The 17,851-nt window shown below is 52.8% G+C and carries 14 protein-coding genes; 7 read left to right on the forward strand and 7 right to left on the reverse strand.

The genetic code is table 11. The features are described from left to right. Positions 1–46 precede the first annotated feature (46 nt). The 4 genes from LPB67_RS06405 to LPB67_RS06420 are packed head-to-tail and all read right to left on the reverse strand — an operon-like array spanning position 47 to position 4,152. Positions 47–778 (reverse strand): polysaccharide deacetylase family protein, encoded by a 732-nt coding sequence (locus LPB67_RS06405; protein ID WP_262836253.1) that lies wholly within the window; start codon positions 776–778, stop codon positions 47–49. 25 nt (positions 779–803) lie between these two features. Further along, complete coding sequence (locus LPB67_RS06410) at positions 804–2,174, reverse strand: hypothetical protein (RefSeq protein ID WP_262836254.1); 1,371 nt, start codon at positions 2,172–2,174, stop codon at positions 804–806. Positions 2,175–2,210: 36 nt separating this feature from the next. After that, positions 2,211–2,903, reverse strand: a complete 693-nt coding sequence (lolD, locus tag LPB67_RS06415) for a lipoprotein-releasing ABC transporter ATP-binding protein LolD (protein WP_262836255.1) — start codon at positions 2,901–2,903, stop codon at positions 2,211–2,213. Beyond that, a complete protein-coding gene (locus LPB67_RS06420; protein ID WP_262836258.1) occupies positions 2,896–4,152 on the reverse strand; it encodes a lipoprotein-releasing ABC transporter permease subunit in 1,257 nt (418 codons plus the stop codon). The genes lolD and LPB67_RS06420 overlap by 8 nt, the downstream gene beginning before the upstream one ends. A gap of 105 nt (positions 4,153–4,257) precedes the next feature. Between LPB67_RS06420 and LPB67_RS06425 the strand changes: the two genes are divergently transcribed. The 3 genes from LPB67_RS06425 (at position 4,258) to LPB67_RS06435 (ending at position 9,631) form a co-directional block, all read left to right on the forward strand. Then, the gene (locus tag LPB67_RS06425; protein WP_262836261.1) at positions 4,258–5,316 is read left to right on the forward strand and encodes a hypothetical protein; all 1,059 of its coding nucleotides are present in this window, start codon (positions 4,258–4,260) and stop codon (positions 5,314–5,316) included. After that, complete coding sequence (recJ, locus tag LPB67_RS06430; protein ID WP_262836263.1) at positions 5,313–7,001, forward strand: single-stranded-DNA-specific exonuclease RecJ; 1,689 nt, start codon at positions 5,313–5,315, stop codon at positions 6,999–7,001. Before LPB67_RS06425 ends, recJ begins: the two co-directional genes overlap by 4 nt. A gap of 422 nt (positions 7,002–7,423) precedes the next feature. Continuing rightward, entirely contained in the window at positions 7,424–9,631 is a 2,208-nt protein-coding gene (locus LPB67_RS06435) for a YgiQ family radical SAM protein (protein WP_262836829.1), read from the forward strand. Positions 9,632–9,670: 39 nt separating this feature from the next. On the opposite strand, the gene LPB67_RS06440 is transcribed toward LPB67_RS06435, so the two are convergent. After that, the gene (locus LPB67_RS06440; protein WP_262836265.1) at positions 9,671–10,291 is read right to left on the reverse strand and encodes a DUF4124 domain-containing protein; all 621 of its coding nucleotides are present in this window, start codon (positions 10,289–10,291) and stop codon (positions 9,671–9,673) included. 296 nt (positions 10,292–10,587) lie between these two features. Here LPB67_RS06440 and LPB67_RS06445 point away from each other — a divergent pair, with 296 nt between their 5' ends. The 4 genes from LPB67_RS06445 (at position 10,588) to LPB67_RS06460 (ending at position 15,648) form a co-directional block, all read left to right on the forward strand. Then, a complete protein-coding gene (locus LPB67_RS06445) occupies positions 10,588–10,878 on the forward strand; it encodes a hypothetical protein (protein ID WP_262836267.1) in 291 nt (96 codons plus the stop codon). A 155-nt stretch (positions 10,879–11,033) separates the two neighbouring features. Next, positions 11,034–12,138 (forward strand): peptide chain release factor 2 gene (gene prfB, locus LPB67_RS06450; RefSeq protein WP_262836269.1). Its coding sequence is split into 2 segments (ribosomal slippage): positions 11,034–11,114 and positions 11,116–12,138, totalling 1,104 coding nucleotides; the frame shifts between segments, so codons are not numbered across the junction. 77 nt (positions 12,139–12,215) lie between these two features. After that, a complete protein-coding gene (gene lysS / locus LPB67_RS06455; protein ID WP_262836270.1) occupies positions 12,216–13,754 on the forward strand; it encodes a lysine--tRNA ligase in 1,539 nt (512 codons plus the stop codon). Between the two features lie 106 nt (positions 13,755–13,860). Beyond that, entirely contained in the window at positions 13,861–15,648 is a 1,788-nt protein-coding gene (locus LPB67_RS06460; RefSeq protein ID WP_262836272.1) for an ABC transporter ATP-binding protein, read from the forward strand. A 312-nt stretch (positions 15,649–15,960) separates the two neighbouring features. Here the strand turns inward: LPB67_RS06460 and LPB67_RS06465 are convergent, their stop codons facing one another. Then, on the reverse strand, positions 15,961–16,965 hold the full coding sequence (locus tag LPB67_RS06465) for an NAD(P)/FAD-dependent oxidoreductase (protein ID WP_262836273.1): 1,005 nt from the start codon (positions 16,963–16,965) through the stop codon (positions 15,961–15,963). Between the two features lie 201 nt (positions 16,966–17,166). Continuing rightward, entirely contained in the window at positions 17,167–17,616 is a 450-nt protein-coding gene (locus LPB67_RS06470) for a CBS domain-containing protein (protein ID WP_262836275.1), read from the reverse strand. Between the last annotated feature and the right edge of the window lie 235 nt (positions 17,617–17,851).

The following is a 17,851-nucleotide window of genomic DNA, read 5'->3' on the forward strand; positions in this document are numbered from 1 at the left end:
AGGTTTTGGTTTTTGGGTCAGTCCTATTTCGTTCCCACTTCGTCACTTATCGCTGAAAGAAAAGGATCGCATCCCGCACGGAAAGAATCTGACATCCGGAGATTTTTGCCTGCGCCAAAGCGTAGCGCAATTGCGCAGGTGTTGTGCCCCAAGGCCCCGGAGTCTCGTCCACTTCGTGCGAATAAAAAATCAGCCAGCCGCCTTGCTGCGCGGTTTTATCGATCAATTTTTTTATTTTGTCCAGACTGGTTTTGTTCGCATATAAGGACTGCGCGCGCAAAGCGGCTAAATCAGCCCGGCCCGTCTGTGTGCCGCCGCCGGTAATGCGGTTGTAGGCAAACCGCTGAGACGCTGCCAATTTACTGCCGAGATCGTAAGCGCCGAATGGAAAAGCGAAACCCTTATTCGCGATAGTATTTTTAGTAAAAAAATCCTGATTTTTTTCCCAGTCGCGTTTCAGTTCTTTGACGCTATGGGTTGCACAATTGGTATGCGAAAATGTATGGCAGCCGACTTCATGTCCATCTTCAACCAAATGCTGCAAGGCCTCGACGCTATGGCATGGATGTCCTTGTTCTTGTCCGTCGGTCAGGTCGCCGCAGACAAAAAAAGTGCCGCGCGCGTCAAATTCTTCCAGCAGTTGTTTACCCAAGATACAGGCGCTGGCAGGCACATCGTCAAACGTGAAGCTGACCACGCCCTGCCCTTGCTTCAGCGGCAGCCAGGCACAGCCCAGGTGGCTGGCCAGCCGGCGACTGATTTTTTTCAGCAATGTCATAACTCACCTGTCGTCATAGTGTGCATTAACGCAATGCATCGGAATTGCTCAGCGAATGCTGATACCGCTTCAAACCCATTTTGGCAGCGCTGCCAGGTAAATTTTCGTAGGTATATTCCAGGCCGACCTTGATAATGGCTTGTCGCAAGCCAGGTAAATTACCGTCTCGCGTCAGTTTTTCAGCCACGCTATCGATGCTTAATTTCAATCCGCGGTCGATCTCGTAACTCATACCAAAACCGAGCCTGATCTCCCGCTCTTTGCGCGATAGTTGATTTTGAAACTCGGCCAGCCTGGGCACCAGCTTTTGATCGCTGTCCTGCAACAGGCCGGAAAAATTAAATTGCGTCTTGTCGGATATTTTCCATTGAGCGTCCAGCCGGGCCGCTTTTGCGATCACATACAGAATCGATGGATCGACAATGCTGAATGGCCGGTTCCATAATTGCATATCCAGACGCAGCTTGGGAGAGTAAAAATAAGTTGCGCGGATCAAGGTCGAGAACAAATTTGTGTCCAACTCATGCAGGCTCTCGTAACGACGGCGGATCAGCCCCAAATGGGTACTGGCGACAGTTTTGACGCTATATTTCCACTCAGCCTCCAGAAAACTTTCAGTCTCACGATAATGTTTATCCAAATCCGCAAATTGTTGCTGATTGCGATTTGGATAATCTGTTTCAGATAGGCGCAAGCCCGCTTCAATATTGGAGCCGGTCGGCGAGTAATAGCGAATGCTGGCTTGTTGTGCTTGCTGGTGGAAGTTATACAACTGATTCACACCAAGGTCATAGCGCAAGGATGAGCGCTCAGTTTTTACGGGTATCGCTAATTCATCAGTGATCTTCAACGTGAGTTCGGCAGCTTGCTGGCTGTAATGCGACATGTCCTTGTCTGTCAGGGAGCCGTTAATGTATTGGAATAAGCGATCTTCTTTACCGGCATTGATGCGGCCGCTGACGATGTCACCGATTGCATAGTCGAACATCGCATCTCCGGCTTTGCTCTGATGATCGAGATTGTCATAATGCCGGTAGCTGTGCTTACCCAGAGTGCCGGTCAAAATTAAGCGCGTGCGATCAGACAGCACCGGAATAACGGCGCCTGCCCGCAGGTCTATGCCGCGCACTTTATCGGCAGTATCGGTATTGCCATTTTGCGCAAGCGCCGCACTGCCTTCGTAAAACCGCAACGGATTGCTATCACTGGTTAAGGAAGTTTCGAGTTGCAGTACCAGTTCTGAGCTGGCGAAGGAAGACGCGGCACTTGCCATCAAAGCGAACAGCATCAGGATTTTTGCCGATTCATGCATCACAGCCGGCGATAAGCTCGCCGCAGTCATGGCCGACAGCGGTGACTGATTGTTTTTTTCAACGAAATGAACAGGCATTCTCATTGGACAGAACAAATGATGCAATCAAAAATAAAGCAATTACGCCGCCTGCAAACCCTGCTCGGATAAACGCAAAATGCGGTCGCAGCGTTGCGCCAGTTCGGCGTCATGCGTCACGATCACAAAAGCGGTGCCTAGGGTCCGCGACAACTCCAGCATCAGCGCAAAAATCTGTTGGGCGGTAGCGCGATCCAGATTGCCGGTTGGCTCGTCAGCCAGCACGCAGGCCGGCTGAGTCACCAGCGCCCGGGCTAAAGCCACGCGCTGTCTTTCACCGCCAGACAATTCGCCGGGCACATGCGTCACGCGGTGTTCCAGCCCTACCCGCGCAAGTATCGCTTTGGCTGCCGCATGGGCATCACTGCGGCTCATGCGGCGGATCAGCAAAGGCATCGCCACGTTTTCCAGGGCGGAGAATTCCGGCAACAGATGATGGAACTGATAGACAAAACCCAGTGACGCGTTACGCACATCGCCGCGCGTTTTCTCACTCATGCTCGCAAAGTTCTGTCCCAATAAAGTGACATCCCCGGTGGTCGGCGTATCCAGCCCGCCTAACAAATGCAGCAGCGTCGATTTGCCGGAACCGGATGCGCCGACAATCGCCACCCTTTCCGCTTTATTCACGCTGAAATTCACGTTACCCAGCACTTTGACCGAATAGCTACCCTGGGTAAAAGTTTTACTCAAATCGCTGCAGGACAAGATCATCGGAGAATTCAGATCACTCATAACGCAATGCCTCCGCCGGTTTTACGCGGGCACCGCGCCAGCTAGGATAAATCGTTGCAACAAAGGCCAGCACAACCGCCACACCGCCAATCGTCCAGACATCGGACCATTGCAGATCCGACGGCAAGGTGCTGATCACATACACTTCTTTGGATAAAAATTGTATGCCCAGGACCTGTTCAATAAAGGGCACGATGATATCGATATTGTGCGCAACAAGAATGCCGGAGCCGACGCCAATCGCAGTACCGAGCAAGCCAACCAGTGCGCCTTGTATCATGAAAATTTTCATGATCGACCAGGGCGAAGCACCTAAGGTTCGTAAAATTGCGATGTCGGCCTGCTTGTCGGTGACCGTCATCACCAGCGTGGATACCAGATTGAACGCCGCCACGGCGATGATCAGGGTCAGGATGATGAACATCATGGTTTTTTCAGTTTTAACTGCGGCAAAGTAATTGCGATTCTGCTGCGACCAGTCGCGTATCAAAAGATTGCCGCTCAGGGTGCGGGACAACTCCAGGGCGACTTGCGGCGCTTTCAGCATATCGGTGATGCGCAGGCGCAAACCGGATGGCGCAGACAACCTGAAAAATTTCTCCGCATCGTTCATCTGGATAAACGCCATGCCAGAGTCGTATTCAAAATGCCCGGCCTCAAAAATACCGACGACGGTAAAAGCTTTCAGGCGCGGCACCATACCAGCCGGGGTCAATTGCCCTTCCGGCGCGGCCAGGCTGACTTTGTCGCCCAAACCGGCATGCAGGGCGCGCGCCAGTTCTGCGCCGAGCACGATGCCGAATGCACCCGGTTTTAGATCCGCCAATCTGCCAACCTTGATTTTTGTCGCGACCTCGGACACCTTGGGTTCTTCTTCCGGCAAAATACCGCGCAAAATCACGCCGCGCATGACATCGTCGCGAATAATCATGGCCTGCGCGTCGACGTAGGGGGCGCTGCCTTTAATCGCCTTGTTTTGCACTACTTCCTGTGCGGTAGCCTGCCAGTCCGGCAAGGCGCCGGTCGCATCGTAGACCTCGATGTGCGCCAGCACCGACAACATGCGATCGCGGACTTCTTTTTGAAATCCATTCATCACCGACAGCACCACGATCAAGGCCGCGACGCCGAGTGCAATCCCCGCCATCGAGATCATCGAAATAAAAGAAATAAAACTATTGCGTCCACTGCGTCGCCCGGCGCGGGTATAGCGCAAACCGACCAGCCATTCAAAAGGAGTATTTTTCACTAGTTAATTTTTATTTGGTCAGACAAATTGAGAAAAACGGGATCCAATCCCGACAAATGCAAACGGAGATTCAGAACAGCGTGCATCTTGCCATACAATGATGCCATGAGCCATTTAGAAATTATTTTACCCTTCGCGATTCCGCCTGCGCCCTTAGCCAAGGATCTGCTGCGCGAACTGAAGGTACCCAGTTATAGCGCCCTGATAGGTAAGGCGACGCTTAGCAAAACACAGGTATTTGATGACTTCTCCCGACAACTACCGCATGAAACGGTGCTCGCAGGGCATTTTGCCGTGGGAAGCCGCTCAGATGCTGCGGGTAACCTTTTGAATTTGCCAGATGTTGCAATAAACAGCCGGAATAGCAGCCCGCAAGATACCCATAACCAAATGCATACCCTGGGTCTGACAGCGGATCAGGGTGTCTGGTTCAGCCTGCATCCGGTGCATATTCATATTGCACGCGATCACCTGGTATTGACCGATCAGCGTCGCCTGGGATTATCCGAGGTTGAATCGCGCAGTCTGTTTGCGGATGCGGAACTGATCTGTGCTGAATTGGGCAAAAAATTGGTTTATGGCGATGCGCAGCATTGGTTTTTACGCGCCGACGACTGGCATGACATGCGCACCGCCACGCCGGACGCCGCGTGCGGCCACAATATCGATATCTGGATGCCCAAGGGATCGCAGGAACGCGCCTGGCGCAAATTGCAGAATGAAATCCAAATGCAATGGCATAGCCATGCCATCAATCAGCAAAGAGAAAGTCAGGGTTTGAAACCCGTCAACTCGATCTGGCTGTCAGGCGGCAGCACACAGGCAATGACATTGCCGCCGATTGCTGTCGCACCCCCTACTTTCAAAGATCTGGCGACGGTTCCAGAGCAGGCCATCCTGCTCGACCGTTTGCTTGAACCCGCCCTGAATAATGACTGGGCGGAATGGCTGACGCACATGCAGGTGCTGGAGCAAGACTGGTTCACGCCTGCCCTGGAAGCTTTGCGCAATAGACAGCTCGATCAATTGACATTGACCGTCAGCGATGCCCGCTTGTTATGCCGGTTTTCGCTGACGCCCTGGTCGCTAAAAAAATTCTGGCGTAAAAATTCGCTGCACAATTTGTTTGCACTTTCGACTCATTCCTCAGCAAAGACCGCATGACACGCATCAGCACCCGTCCCTATTCATTCCGTGATTCTGAAATGCTGCGCCAGAGCGGCATTCATCCTGTGCTGGCACGGCTGTATGCGGCACGCGGCGTCAAGGACGCAGCCGAATTACGCAGCGAACTGCCGCAACTGATTACGCCCAACCATCTGCTGCATGTACAGCAAGCCGCGGCGTACCTGGCCGATGCGATTGCCGCAGGCAAAAAAATGTGTATCGTGGCCGACTACGATTGCGACGGCGCAACCGCCTGCGCGGTCGGACTGCGCGGTCTGCGCATGATGGGGGCGCAAGTCGATTACATCGTGCCGGACAGGCAAATCCACGGTTATGGATTAACGCCGGAAATCGTGGCACTGACCCGCCAGGAAAAATCGCCGGACATCATCGTCACGGTCGATAACGGCATCGCGAGTATCGACGGCGTTGCCGCCGCTAATGCGCTGGGTATGGCGGTCGTGGTTACCGATCATCACCTGCCCGCAGACAGCTTGCCGGACGCCGCGGTCATCGTCAATCCGAACCAACCCGGTTGCGGATTCCCGAGCAAGAACCTGGCCGGTGTCGGCGTGATGTTTTACACCCTGCTGGCACTCCGCGCAGAATTGCGCCAGCGCGGCGTGTTTGATCAGCAGAATCAACCCAAACTCGACGCCTTGTTAGATTTGGTTGCATTAGGTACCGTCGCCGACGTGGTCAAACTGGATGCGAATAATCGTATTCTGGTGGCGCAAGGGATCAAGCGCATGCGCGCAGGCCGTATGCATGCAGGCATTGCCGCGCTGTTCCGGGTTGCCGGACGCGAGCCGCAACAGGCCAGTCCGTTCGATCTTGGATTTGCCCTGGGCCCAAGGATCAATGCGGCCGGGCGCCTGTCCGATATGTCGCTGGGGATCGAATGCCTGATCACCGACGACGAAGGGCGCGCCTGGCAAATTGCGCAAGAGCTCAATAGCATTAATGCCGACCGCAAGGACATAGAACGTGAAATGCAGGATGTCGCCTTGCTGCATCTCGACGATTTTCAACCTGCTGCCAGCAATACGATTACGGTATTTGATGCCAGCTGGCATCAGGGCGTGATCGGCATCGTCGCCTCGCGGCTCAAAGATAAATTTTATCGACCGACGATTACCTTTGCGCCGGGCGATGACGGCATCATCAAAGGCTCGGGCAGGTCTATCCCCGGTTTTCATATGCGCGATGCACTCGATCTGGTCTCCAAGCATGCACCGAATCTGATCATGAAATTTGGCGGTCACGCGATGGCGGCAGGATTGACGTTGCGGGCAGAAAATTTTCAGGCATTTCAAGCCGCCTTTGAGACAGTTGCCCAAAGCTGGTTGCAGGCCGATCAACTCGAGCGCATCGTCGAAACCGATGGGCCGCTGGAGGACGCCTATTTCAGTACCGATTTCATTGACCTGCTGGACGCGCAAGTGTGGGGCCAGGGCTTTGCACCGCCGATTTTTTGCGATGAATTTAAATTGATATCACAACGCATCCTCAAAGAGCGCCACCTGAAAATGGAACTCGAAAAAAACGGCAAACGTTACGATGCCATCTGGTTTGGTCACACCGACAACTTGCCTGAACGCATCAACGTCGCGTTCAGGCTCGATGCCAATACCTACAACGGCGTCACGCGCGTACAGCTATTGGTCGAGCATATTGAATAAGTAGGACTTACGCAAAACGGCAAGCTGCTTAGCACCATGCACATCCAAACCGCAGGCTGGATAAGGCTTTCAGAGGCATTTCGCGCCAGCAGGCGCACCCAGTTTGCGGGTTCATTTGAATATCAAAATACCATGGAGTCAATCCTCTCTCGCCTTTTGTCTGCGTCTCCGTGGTGAGAAGTTTTGGTGTTGGTTTTTGCTTAAGTCCTGATAAGTTTTTCCAAAGCTATCAATGGAAAATACAAACAAACCAAGTCCTCCACTGAGTCAACTTAAAATATTCCGTAATATCAATAAGTTAGCACATGAAAGTGGTATTTTCAGGTACAATCGCGACCATGAAAACCGCGCCAAAAAACCTCTTCTCCTTTCCCCGTTACCGCCCCGATGTCGGCGGCGCCAAGGCTGCGCCTTTTTTACCGATGTCACGTGCCGAAATGGAGACGCTGGGCTGGGACAGTTGCGATGTGATTTTAGTCACTGGCGATGCGTATATCGACCATCCCAGCTTCGGCATGGCGCTGGTGGGACGTTTATTGGAGCAGCAAGGTTTTCGCGTCGGCATTATCAGCCAGCCGGACTGGCATTCTGCCGATGATTTCCGCGCGCTAGGCAAACCGAATCTGTATTTCGGCATCACTGCCGGCAACATGGATTCGATGGTGAATCGCTACACCGCCGATCGCAAGATCCGCTCGGAAGATGCGTACACGCCTGACGGCGATTCCAGCAAGCGACCTGATCGTGCCGTCGTCGTGTATTCGCAGCGAGTGCGCGAAGCCTTCCCCGGCGTAAATGTGGTGATCGGCAGTATCGAGGCGAGTTTGCGCCGGATTGCGCATTACGATTACTGGTCGGACAAAGTCAAGCGCTCGGTGCTGCCGGATTCCAAAGCGGACATTCTTTTGTTTGGCAATGCTGAACGCGCCCTGGTCGATTTGACCCACCGCCTTGCGGCAGGCGAATCCATCAAGGACATCCGCGACCTGCGCGGTACCGCTTTCATGGTGCCGCGCGGCTGGCTGCCTTCCGGCGACTGGACAGAAATCAACTCGACCCGGGTAGACACCCCGGGCAAAGTCGAGCCGCATCCGGATCCGTATTACATGGCGCCGGAAAACGCCTCGTCCTGCGAAAGCAAGATCGCCGACAAAACTGCCGAGCAGTCAGCGCCCAAGGATGTGGTGCAGGCACAGGCGATACGCATCATGAGTCGCGAAGAACGGCAAGCCATGTTGCTGGAAAAATTGCACAAGACCGCGATTCGTTTGCCTTCGTATGAATCGGTATCGGAAGATCCGGTGATGTATGCCCATGCATCGCGTGTGTTCCATCTGGAAGCCAATCCCGGCAATGCCAAATCGCTGATACAAGCTCACGGTGAGCGCGATGTCTGGCTGAACCCGCCGCCACTGCCGCTGGCAATGGATGAGATGGATGGCGTGTTTGACCGTGCTTATGCGCGCGCACCGCATCCCAGCTATGGCAAGGCGCGTATCCCGGCCTGGGAAATGATCCGCTTCTCGATCAATATCATGCGCGGTTGCTTCGGCGGCTGCACCTTCTGCTCGATTACCGAGCATGAAGGACGGATTATCCAAAGCCGCTCGGAGCCTTCGATCCTGCGCGAGATTGAAGAAATCCGCGACAAGACCAAGGGCTTCACCGGCACTATTTCCGATATGGGCGGCCCGACCGCGAATATGTACCGGCTCGCCTGCAAAGATAAAAAAATCGAGGAATCCTGCCGCCGCCTGTCCTGCGTCTACCCCGGCATCTGCAGCAATCTCGGCACCGACCATAGCAAATTGATTTCCCTGTACCGCAAGGCGCGCGCCGTTCCCGGCATCAAGAAAGTGTTGATCAGTTCAGGCTTGCGGTACGACCTGGCAGTGCGCTCGCCGGAATATGTGAAAGAACTGGTCACTCATCACGTCGGCGGCTTGCTGAAAATCGCGCCGGAACATACCGAAGCCAATACCTTGTCGAAGATGATGAAACCGGGTATCGGCGCCTACGACGAATTCAAGGCGATGTTCCAGAAATACTCGAAGGAAGCGGGCAAAGAACAATACCTGATTCCTTATTTCATCGCCGCCCATCCGGGCACCACCGATGAAGACATGGTGAACCTGGCGTTGTGGCTGAAGAAAAACGACTTCAAACTGGATCAGGTACAGACCTTCATGCCGACGCCGATGGCATTGGCGACTACCATGTACCACACCCGCAAAAACCCTCTGAAAAAAGTCGATGAAAATTCGGAAGTAGTAGAAACCGCCCGCTCAGGGAAAATCCGTAAATTCCACAAGGCTCTGCTGCGTTATCAGGCACCGGAGAATTGGGAAATCGTCAAGGAAGGTTTGCTGCGCATGGGACGTGGCGACCTGATCGGCAGCAGCGAACGGCATTTGATTCCTCCCCGCGCACCGGTCGTGCCCCTTATCGACAAGGGCATCAGCAACGGTCGCCGGGTGGCAGCGCCGAAAATGAATACCTTTGGCAAAAATGCGGTCGGTCGCAACACACCGGGTAAAGCCGCCGTCGCGCCGATTGATACCGCCCGTCCGGCACTGGCATTCCGTTCGGCCAAAGCCAAACCGGCGAATAACAAAGCCGGGCGCAAGTAAGCCGGTCAGAAGCAAGCTGCCTCACATCAAAAGGCAGCTTTATTTTTTACGCTTTTGAACGACTTCTCGATACCGCTTTAAAATATCGTCGTACTGCGTATTGATATGAACCTGCTCAGCCTCGTATTTATCGTTGCTCGCCCGGGCGCTTAAAATGGCCGATGCCAATTGATTGGCGCGTCGCTGCAAGTTCATATTCTCTTCCACCGATTTCTTCGCACCATGTTGCTGCTCGCTTCGCAGTTCGGCCTGAATCAGGGCGATATCCTTGAGCTGCTCGTTATTCGCACGAATTTTTTCTTTCAAATTAGCTATCGATCTTTGACGTGCTACCTCAATATCGCTTTCGTTCTTAAAGTTCGACAAAAGATATAACTCATCTTTTTTCCGCTGATCTTCAAGCTGCGCCTCTTTTTTTTGTTTTTCTTCCTCGGCATCGGCCTTACGACGTTCTTCGGGTGTCAATGGGCGAGGCAATTCTCGCGCGCTTTGCGTCACCGATTTTCGTACATACATTGCACGATTCGCACATTCCGGGATTGGGTTATCGGAAGTCAAGGTGCGCCCTGTGGCATCTTTACAGGTATAAATTTCTGCGTGCGCGCTAGACAAAACAAATCCACAAGCGGCCCATGAGACCGCTGTAAAAAATGCTTTCATGGTTTTGGCCGACATACTTAATCAATCCCCCAAGGCGCAATGAGATATTTTATAAAAAAGCTAAAGGAGAAAGAAAAAATAATCTGCTTTTACGGCGAAGAAACTACACTAGAATAGTTAATAACCATAAACTTTGATAGCCGGACCGTCAATAAAATCTTATCCCTATACTGTTTCAACTATTCCCGTTTACAGAATCAATATTTTTCCTATCTGAATGCCAACAGACCCTCTATGCATCATTAGAGTTGCGACCCCCATTTGCGCCCCAAAGCGCCTATCACACGGAGACATGTATGAAACATATGAAAACGGTTTTGATACTCGAACATACAGAAGAGGTTTTTGACAAGCTGACCTGCGATATTTGCGGTGCAGAGTCGCGCTGGGATGAAAATTGGAGTGCCAAGGAAAGTGAAAAAATCACGACGACGGTGCAATTGTATGAAGAAGAATCCCTGCCCAGCGGCGGAGAATCCCGGCAAACGCAATACCACATTTGCCCGGCTTGTTTTAAAGAGCACTTGGCAACCTGGTTTAAAAGTCATCGCAAGAGCAAGCCTACGGAAATCACGTCGGTCTGGTAGATTTGCGCAAAACTCTGTAAAAAGCTGTGTTTTCGTACCAAATACAGCTTCATTTCTCCTGAAAACGTCCTGTTTTCTTCTACAAATCCAAATCCAGAACTATCCGGGCCTCGGGTATAATCTAAGGTTTGATTTAAATACGATAGAAGAGAAATATGGAAGCCGAACGCCTCAATAGCCTGTCCGCCCTGCTTGCCGATCTGACGACGCGCGAAGCCGAACTTCGGAGGTATCTTTGACTTCGATGTCAAGTCAGAGAAACTAGAGCAAGTCAACGCGGAGCTCGAAGATCCTAAAGTCTGGGAAGAGCCAAAGCGCGCGCAAGAATTAGGCAAAGAGAAAAAATCTCTGGAAGCCATCGTCCACACCTTGACCAAGATCGACACCGACCTCAAAGATGCCAATGAAATTTTTGCGATGGCGCGTGAAGAGGACGATGAAAGCACGCTGGAAGCAATTGAAGTCGATGCGCAGACCTTAAAAGGCCTGGTCGAAGGCATGGAGTTCCGCCGGATGTTCAACAATCCTATGGATCCCAATAATTGCTTTATCGACATCCAGGCCGGTGCCGGCGGTACGGAAGCGCAAGACTGGGCCTCCATGTTGCTGCGTCAGTATCTGCGCTATTGCGAACGCAAAGGCTTCAAGGTAGAAATCCTGGAACAATCCGATGGCGAAGTGGCTGGCATCAAAACCGCGACACTCAAGGTCGAAGGCGAATACGCGTATGGCTTCCTGCGTACCGAAACCGGGGTGCACCGGCTGGTGCGCAAATCGCCGTTTGATTCTGCGAATGGCCGCCATACCTCGTTCTCCAGCTTATTTGTCTATCCGGAAGTGGATGAATCCTTTGAGATCGACATCAATCCGGCCGATGTCCGCGTCGATACCTATCGTGCCTCCGGCGCCGGTGGTCAGCATATTAACAAGACCGATTCCGCAGTCCGTTTAACGCATGGCCCATCGGGCATCGTGGTCCAGTGTCAGAACGATCGCAGTCAGCATCGCAACCGCGCCGAAGCCTGGGAAATGCTGAAAGCGAAATTGTTTGAACTCGAATTGCGCAAACGCATGAGCGAAAAACAAAACCTGGAAGACACCAAGACCGACGTCGGCTGGGGTCATCAGATTCGCTCGTACGTGCTGGATCAATCGCGCATTAAAGATCTGCGTACCAATTTTGAAATGGGCAATACCAAGGCCGTGCTGGATGGCGATCTGGATGATTTTATTGCTGCCTCATTGAAGCAAGGCGTTTAAATTCCGGGCTACGCAAACAACGAATCAAAAGAATCGAACTTATTGTCCGAAGTAATTAATACATCGAGAGAAATTTCATGTCAGATCAAATAAATAACGCAGCGCCAGCAGAACCCGTGGTAGATGAAAACTCCATCATCACCGAGCGTCGCGCCAAGCTCGATGCGATTCGCGCACAGGGCATCGCTTTTCCGAATGACTTCCGCCCGCAGCATAAGGCAGCGGCATTGCAAGCGCAATACGGCGCGACTACCCGTGAAGAACTCGAAGAATTGAACATCACCGTCAGCGTCGCTGGCCGCATGATGCTGAAACGTGAAGCCGGTAAAAAAGCCGCTTTCGCCACACTGCAAGACGCTTCCGGCATCAAGGCCGATGGCCGCATTCAACTGTATATCACGACCGACAAAACAGGCGAAGCCGAGATGGAAGCCTTCCGTCATTACGATCTGGGCGACATCCTCGGTATCGAAGGCGTCTTGTTCAAGACAAAAACCGATGAGCTGACCGTCAAGGTCACCACGCTGCGTTTGCTGACCAAATCCCTGCGTCCTTTGCCGGATAAATTCCACGGCCTGGCGAATCAGGAAACCAAATACCGTCAGCGTTATGTCGACCTGATCATGAGCGAAGATACGCGTCGCACCTTCAAGGCGCGTACCGCGGCGATGACCTCGATCCGCAACTTCATGAACAGCAATGAATTCATGGAAGTCGAGACACCGATGCTGCACGTGATTCCCGGCGGCGCAGCGGCCAAACCCTTCATCACGCATCACAACGCGCTGGACATGCAGATGTATCTGCGGATCGCGCCGGAACTGTATCTGAAACGTCTGGTCGTGGGCGGTTTTGATCGTGTGTTCGAAGTCAATCGAAACTTCCGTAATGAAGGCGTATCACCGCGCCATAATCCGGAATTCACGATGATGGAATTCTATGCCGCCTATGTTGATTACAAATGGCTGATGGATTTTACCGAGCAAGTCATCCGCAAAGCCGCAGAAGATGCGCACGGTACAGCGGTCCTGACCTACCAGGGTCGCGAACTGGATTTAAGCAAGCCTTTCCAGCGCTTGACGATCGTCGGTGCCATCAATAAATACGCGCCGCATTACACACATGAGCAATTGCATGACGTTGAATTTCTCAAGGCAGAATTGAAGAAATTCGGTGTAAAACCGCACGTGATTTCAGGTCTGGGTGCGCTGCAGTTGTCGTTGTTCGAAGAAACTGCAGAAGCGCAATTGTGGGAACCGACTTATATCATCGATTACCCGGTCGAAGTCTCGCCGCTGGCACGCGCATCGGATACCGTACCTGGCATCACGGAGCGCTTTGAATTGTTCATGACCGGCCGCGAAATCGCCAACGGCTTCTCCGAGCTGAACGACGCAGAAGATCAGGCAGCACGCTTCCAGGCACAGGTTGCGGCCAAGGATGCCGGCGATGAAGAGGCCATGTATTACGATGCCGATTACATCCGCGCACTGGAGTACGGCCTGCCACCGACCGGCGGTTGCGGCATCGGCATTGATCGTCTGATGATGCTGATCACCGACTCGCCGAACATCCGCGATGTGATTTTGTTTCCGCATTTGCGCCGTGAAGATTAATTTGCAATCGCGCTCAAAATAAATCTCATCGGGACTGTAAAATTTACAGTCCCTTTTTATTTGCCATCAATCGACCTCTATATCACTCCACATCGCACGAGATCACATGCCCCCTGTCCATCCGCTAAAAAAACTCCTGAACTACGCGCAATCTTATCGTCGCGATTTTCGACTGGCGACGCTGTACTCCATTCTGAATAAGTTTTTTGACGTCTTGCCGGAAGTATTGATCGGCGTTGCCGTCGATATCGTGGTCAATGGCGATAAAAGTTTTCTGGCGAAAAAAGTCCTGGGCGGCTTTGGCATTAGCGACACCTGGCATCAGTTGCTGTTGCTCGGCGTATTGAATGTGCTTATCTGGTTCGGCGAATCCTGGTTTGAGTATCTGCTGTCGCTGAAATGGCGCAAGCTGGCGCAAAACCTGCAGCACGATTTACGCCTTGATACCTACAGCCATGTGCAAAAACTCGAAATGGCGTATTTTGAAAATCAACGGACCGGCAACCTGATGTCGATCCTGAATGAAGATATCAACCAGATGGAGCGCTTCTTAAACGGCGGCGCCAATCAGATCATCCAGGTCGTGTGTTCATCCATCATGGTCAGCGCAGTATTCTTTGCCTTGCAACCGTCCCTGGCAATTATCTCCCTGCTGCCGGTACCGGCTATCCTGATCGGTGCCTTCTGGTTCCAGAAGCGTCTCGCACCGCGCTACGCCGAAGTACGCGAAGCCGCCGGCGATGTCAGCGCCCGGCTGAATAATAACCTGCTCGGCCTGGCCACGATCAAGGCCTTCGCCACCGAGAATTTTGAGCGCGACCACATCGCGCAAGCCAGCGATGCGTATCGCGGCGCCAACGGGCGGGCGATTGCGATCAGCTCGGCCATTACGCCGGTGATACGCATGGCGATTCTGGCCGGTTTTACTGCGACCCTGGTGTATGGCGGCTGGCTGACCCTGCATGGCGAACTTGCGGTGGGTGCCTATTCGGTATTGGTGTTCCTGACCCAACGTTTGTTGTGGCCACTGACTGGCTTAGCGGAAGTGGCCGACATGTATCAACGCTCGATGTCCGCGATTGACAGGGCGATGAATTTATTGAATACGCCGATCAAGATCACCTATGAAGGCACGCATCTGTCACCGCAGCAAGTCAAGGGCGAATTGCGTTTTGACAGCGTCGGTTTTTCCTATGGCGATGCGGCGACATTACACGCTATTAATTTGACGATACCCGCCGGAAAAACCGTGGCCTTCGTCGGCTCCACCGGTTCCGGCAAATCGACTCTGGTCAAGCTCCTATTACGTTTTTATGAAGCGCAATCAGGTCGCATCAGCCTCGACGGGCAAGCAGTCAATGACATCAATTTGCAAGACCTGCGCCGCGCAATTGGTTACGTTGCGCAAGACAGTTTTTTAACCGATGGCACGATTGCAGAGAATATTGCCTACGGCCTGAACGGCATTTCCGAACAGGCGGTTGCCGATGCGGCGCAAGCGGCGGAAGCGACTGAATTCATCCAAAAATTGCCTCTGGGTTTTGCAACGCGCATCGGCGAACGCGGACAAAAGCTCTCAGGCGGTCAGCGTCAGCGCTTGGCGCTGGCACGCGCTATTTTAAAGAATCCTCCCATCCTGATTCTCGATGAAGCGACCAGCGCCGTGGATAATGAAACCGAAGCCGCAATCCAGCGCAGCCTTGATGTCGTCAGCCGCAACCGCACCACGATCGTGATTGCGCATCGCCTGTCGACTGTCAGGCAAGCGGACTGCATCTATCTGCTGGAATCGGGGCAAATCATCGAAAGCGGCACGCACGAACAGTTGCTGAGACTGAATGGCGGCTATGCGTCTTTGTGGCGTTTGCAAACCGGTGAGCGCGTCAGTCAATAACGCTGTGTTCCTTCATATGTCTGAATGCCTAAATTAGCGCTGGCAGACATTACGACTACTTGAATCGCCCTCATCCCTAGTCTCTCCCGTGAGCGGGAGAGGGTTTTTCATCGGGCATTTTTTCAGGGAATTTGTTTCGCACAGCAGTGTGCAAAGGCCGGGGGGGGGCCAGCGTACTTGTCAGTACGCCACTGCATTCCAGCCTTCGCTGGAATGACGAATTTGCAGCAAACATACTCCACCCACTATTTTTAAATTACGTCGTAAATAATGCGGGAAAAGCATGTTTTTTAAGCATACTCCTCCATTTTCCTATTTTCCAGCTTTGACGATTTGCCCGGCCAAAGCTAAGGCACTTAGGAACGCGTTCTCGACCCTGCCGCCGCCTTCCAATCCCACGGCGAACCAGTCGCCGCAGATACCGATACCTTGCCTGGCATTCCACAGACAATCCTCTGCCTGAGGTTTGGTCGCTTGCGAATAGCGCCAGCGGTGCGCTACTGCATGGATCGGCTGGATTGGCGAGCCGGTTGATTCGTGAAAGGCTTTGGAGAGTTTTTCTTTGACGCGTTCAGGATCGTCCTCAAGATGCTCGACACTCCATTCGGGCGTGGCATGACAGATCCACCGTTCACCGGCGCGATGCGACGGCTTGGCGGTATCGCGTGCGATCCAGCCTAAACGAGAATGATTGACCCAGGCACCGTCATAACCCAGGTTCAACGGTATCTGAAAGCCCAGCATCAGGGTCCAGCACGGCGCGAGTTTTTGCTTCGCAGTCTGCTTGGCCATGGCTGGCGCCACCTCCAATAGCGGCGTTGCCTGTTCAGGCGGAATCGCCAGCACCACAATGTCGAAAGGGCCGGCCGATGCCGGGACCGCAACTTCATCGGATTTCACCGACAGCAGCCATTGCTTTCCAAATTGCTGCATCGCAACGACTTGCTGTTCAGTGCGGACATCAAGGCCATGCGCCAGTTGCTTACCTAACGAGCTCATGCCTGGCACCGGGACAAAGCGCTTGCCAGTGCTGCCGGCGGCTTTGCTGATGCCGTGATCGAGGCTGACCAGCTTGCTGTCCCAAGGCGCAACCCAGCCGAGTTTGCGCCAGTCGGCGACCTCTTTCTTGAAACGCTCCGAATTTGCCGTGAAGTATTGCGCACCATGATCAAAACCACCCAGTTCAGTAACACGGGTGCTCATCCTGCCGCTGACTCCCCGGCTCTTTTCATACACGGTGACGTGATGACCTTGCGACTGCAATTGACGTGCAACGGTGAGTCCTGCCAATCCTGCTCCAACAACGGCGATTTGCATAAGTAAGTCCTTTTCAGGTGTTATTGGTGAGTGCGATTGCCTGCTTGATTACCCGGGTCATGCTTGTCCGGCCATTTTTCATATTTTCCAAGGCCCAAAACAAAAACGCCTGCAGAAATAAGCCTGCAGGCGTGGTCTCAGATCGGATTACCGATCTTTTTTTTCTTGATCAAGTCTGGTACGGCCATAGGCGCAGACATTTTATTCTTCCTGTTCTTCAACAGGCCAGTCGCGGATATAGGCTTTGAGCATCTTGTTCTCGAAGCTCTGGGCTTCCAGCACCGCTCTGGCGACGTCGTAGAAGGAAATCACACCCAGCAAGGTCTTGGCATCCATCACCGGCAAATAGCGGGAATGCTTCTCCAGCATCATGCGGCGCACTTCATTGACCTCGGTCTCTGGCGTCACTGTCAGCGGATGATCGTCCATGTATTTGCGTACCGTACCCGTGCCCAGCGAGCCTTTGTTATTGTGAATCGCGCGGATGACTTCGCGGAAGGTCAGGATGCCGGACAGGTCGCCGTACTCCATCACCACCAGAGAACCGATATCTTTTTCCTCCATCACGCCGACGGCATCAATGATCGAGGTATCAGGGGTAATGGTATATAGGATATTGCCTTTTACTTGAAGAATTTCCGAGACTTTCATATTGCGCTCCTCTTTATCACTACCTAAGTTCTTCTGGTGCCAGCCTGATCACGCTTGTTCGGCCCGGCTTTCAGTTTTGTTGCTTTCCTGATGGCACATTTGATGTTATGTGTTCAATGTATCGCAAGCCTTGCAAAAAATCCAGCGAAGCGATGAACTAAATCGCATGAAAATTTCGATACGCAGCATAAACAAAGCGCAGGCACAGGATTACCACGAATCGAGACGGCAAATT

The sequence above is a fragment of the Undibacterium sp. Jales W-56 genome (assembly GCF_025548535.1).
Classification (GTDB): Bacteria; Pseudomonadota; Gammaproteobacteria; order Burkholderiales; family Burkholderiaceae_D; genus Undibacterium.

What these genes read in the sequence shown, in the direction of transcription:
- LPB67_RS06465 (WP_262836273.1), bottom strand. Translation starts at nt 16,965, where the DNA reads ATGCAAATCGCCGTTGTTGGAGCAGGATTGGCAGGACTCACCGTTGCA.
- LPB67_RS06470 (WP_262836275.1), bottom strand. Translation starts at nt 17,616, where the DNA reads ATGAAAGTCTCGGAAATTCTTCAAGTAAAAGGCAATATCCTATATACC.
- LPB67_RS06460 (WP_262836272.1), top strand. Translation starts at nt 13,861, where the DNA reads ATGCCCCCTGTCCATCCGCTAAAAAAACTCCTGAACTACGCGCAATCT.
- recJ (WP_262836263.1), top strand. Translation starts at nt 5,313, where the DNA reads ATGACACGCATCAGCACCCGTCCCTATTCATTCCGTGATTCTGAAATG.
- LPB67_RS06425 (WP_262836261.1), top strand. Translation starts at nt 4,258, where the DNA reads ATGAGCCATTTAGAAATTATTTTACCCTTCGCGATTCCGCCTGCGCCC.
- LPB67_RS06435 (WP_262836829.1), top strand. Translation starts at nt 7,424, where the DNA reads ATGTCACGTGCCGAAATGGAGACGCTGGGCTGGGACAGTTGCGATGTG.
- lysS (WP_262836270.1), top strand. Translation starts at nt 12,216, where the DNA reads ATGTCAGATCAAATAAATAACGCAGCGCCAGCAGAACCCGTGGTAGAT.
- lolD (WP_262836255.1), bottom strand. Translation starts at nt 2,903, where the DNA reads ATGAGTGATCTGAATTCTCCGATGATCTTGTCCTGCAGCGATTTGAGT.
- LPB67_RS06410 (WP_262836254.1), bottom strand. Translation starts at nt 2,174, where the DNA reads ATGAGAATGCCTGTTCATTTCGTTGAAAAAAACAATCAGTCACCGCTG.
- LPB67_RS06445 (WP_262836267.1), top strand. Translation starts at nt 10,588, where the DNA reads ATGAAACATATGAAAACGGTTTTGATACTCGAACATACAGAAGAGGTT.
- LPB67_RS06405 (WP_262836253.1), bottom strand. Translation starts at nt 778, where the DNA reads ATGACATTGCTGAAAAAAATCAGTCGCCGGCTGGCCAGCCACCTGGGC.
- LPB67_RS06440 (WP_262836265.1), bottom strand. Translation starts at nt 10,291, where the DNA reads ATGAAAGCATTTTTTACAGCGGTCTCATGGGCCGCTTGTGGATTTGTT.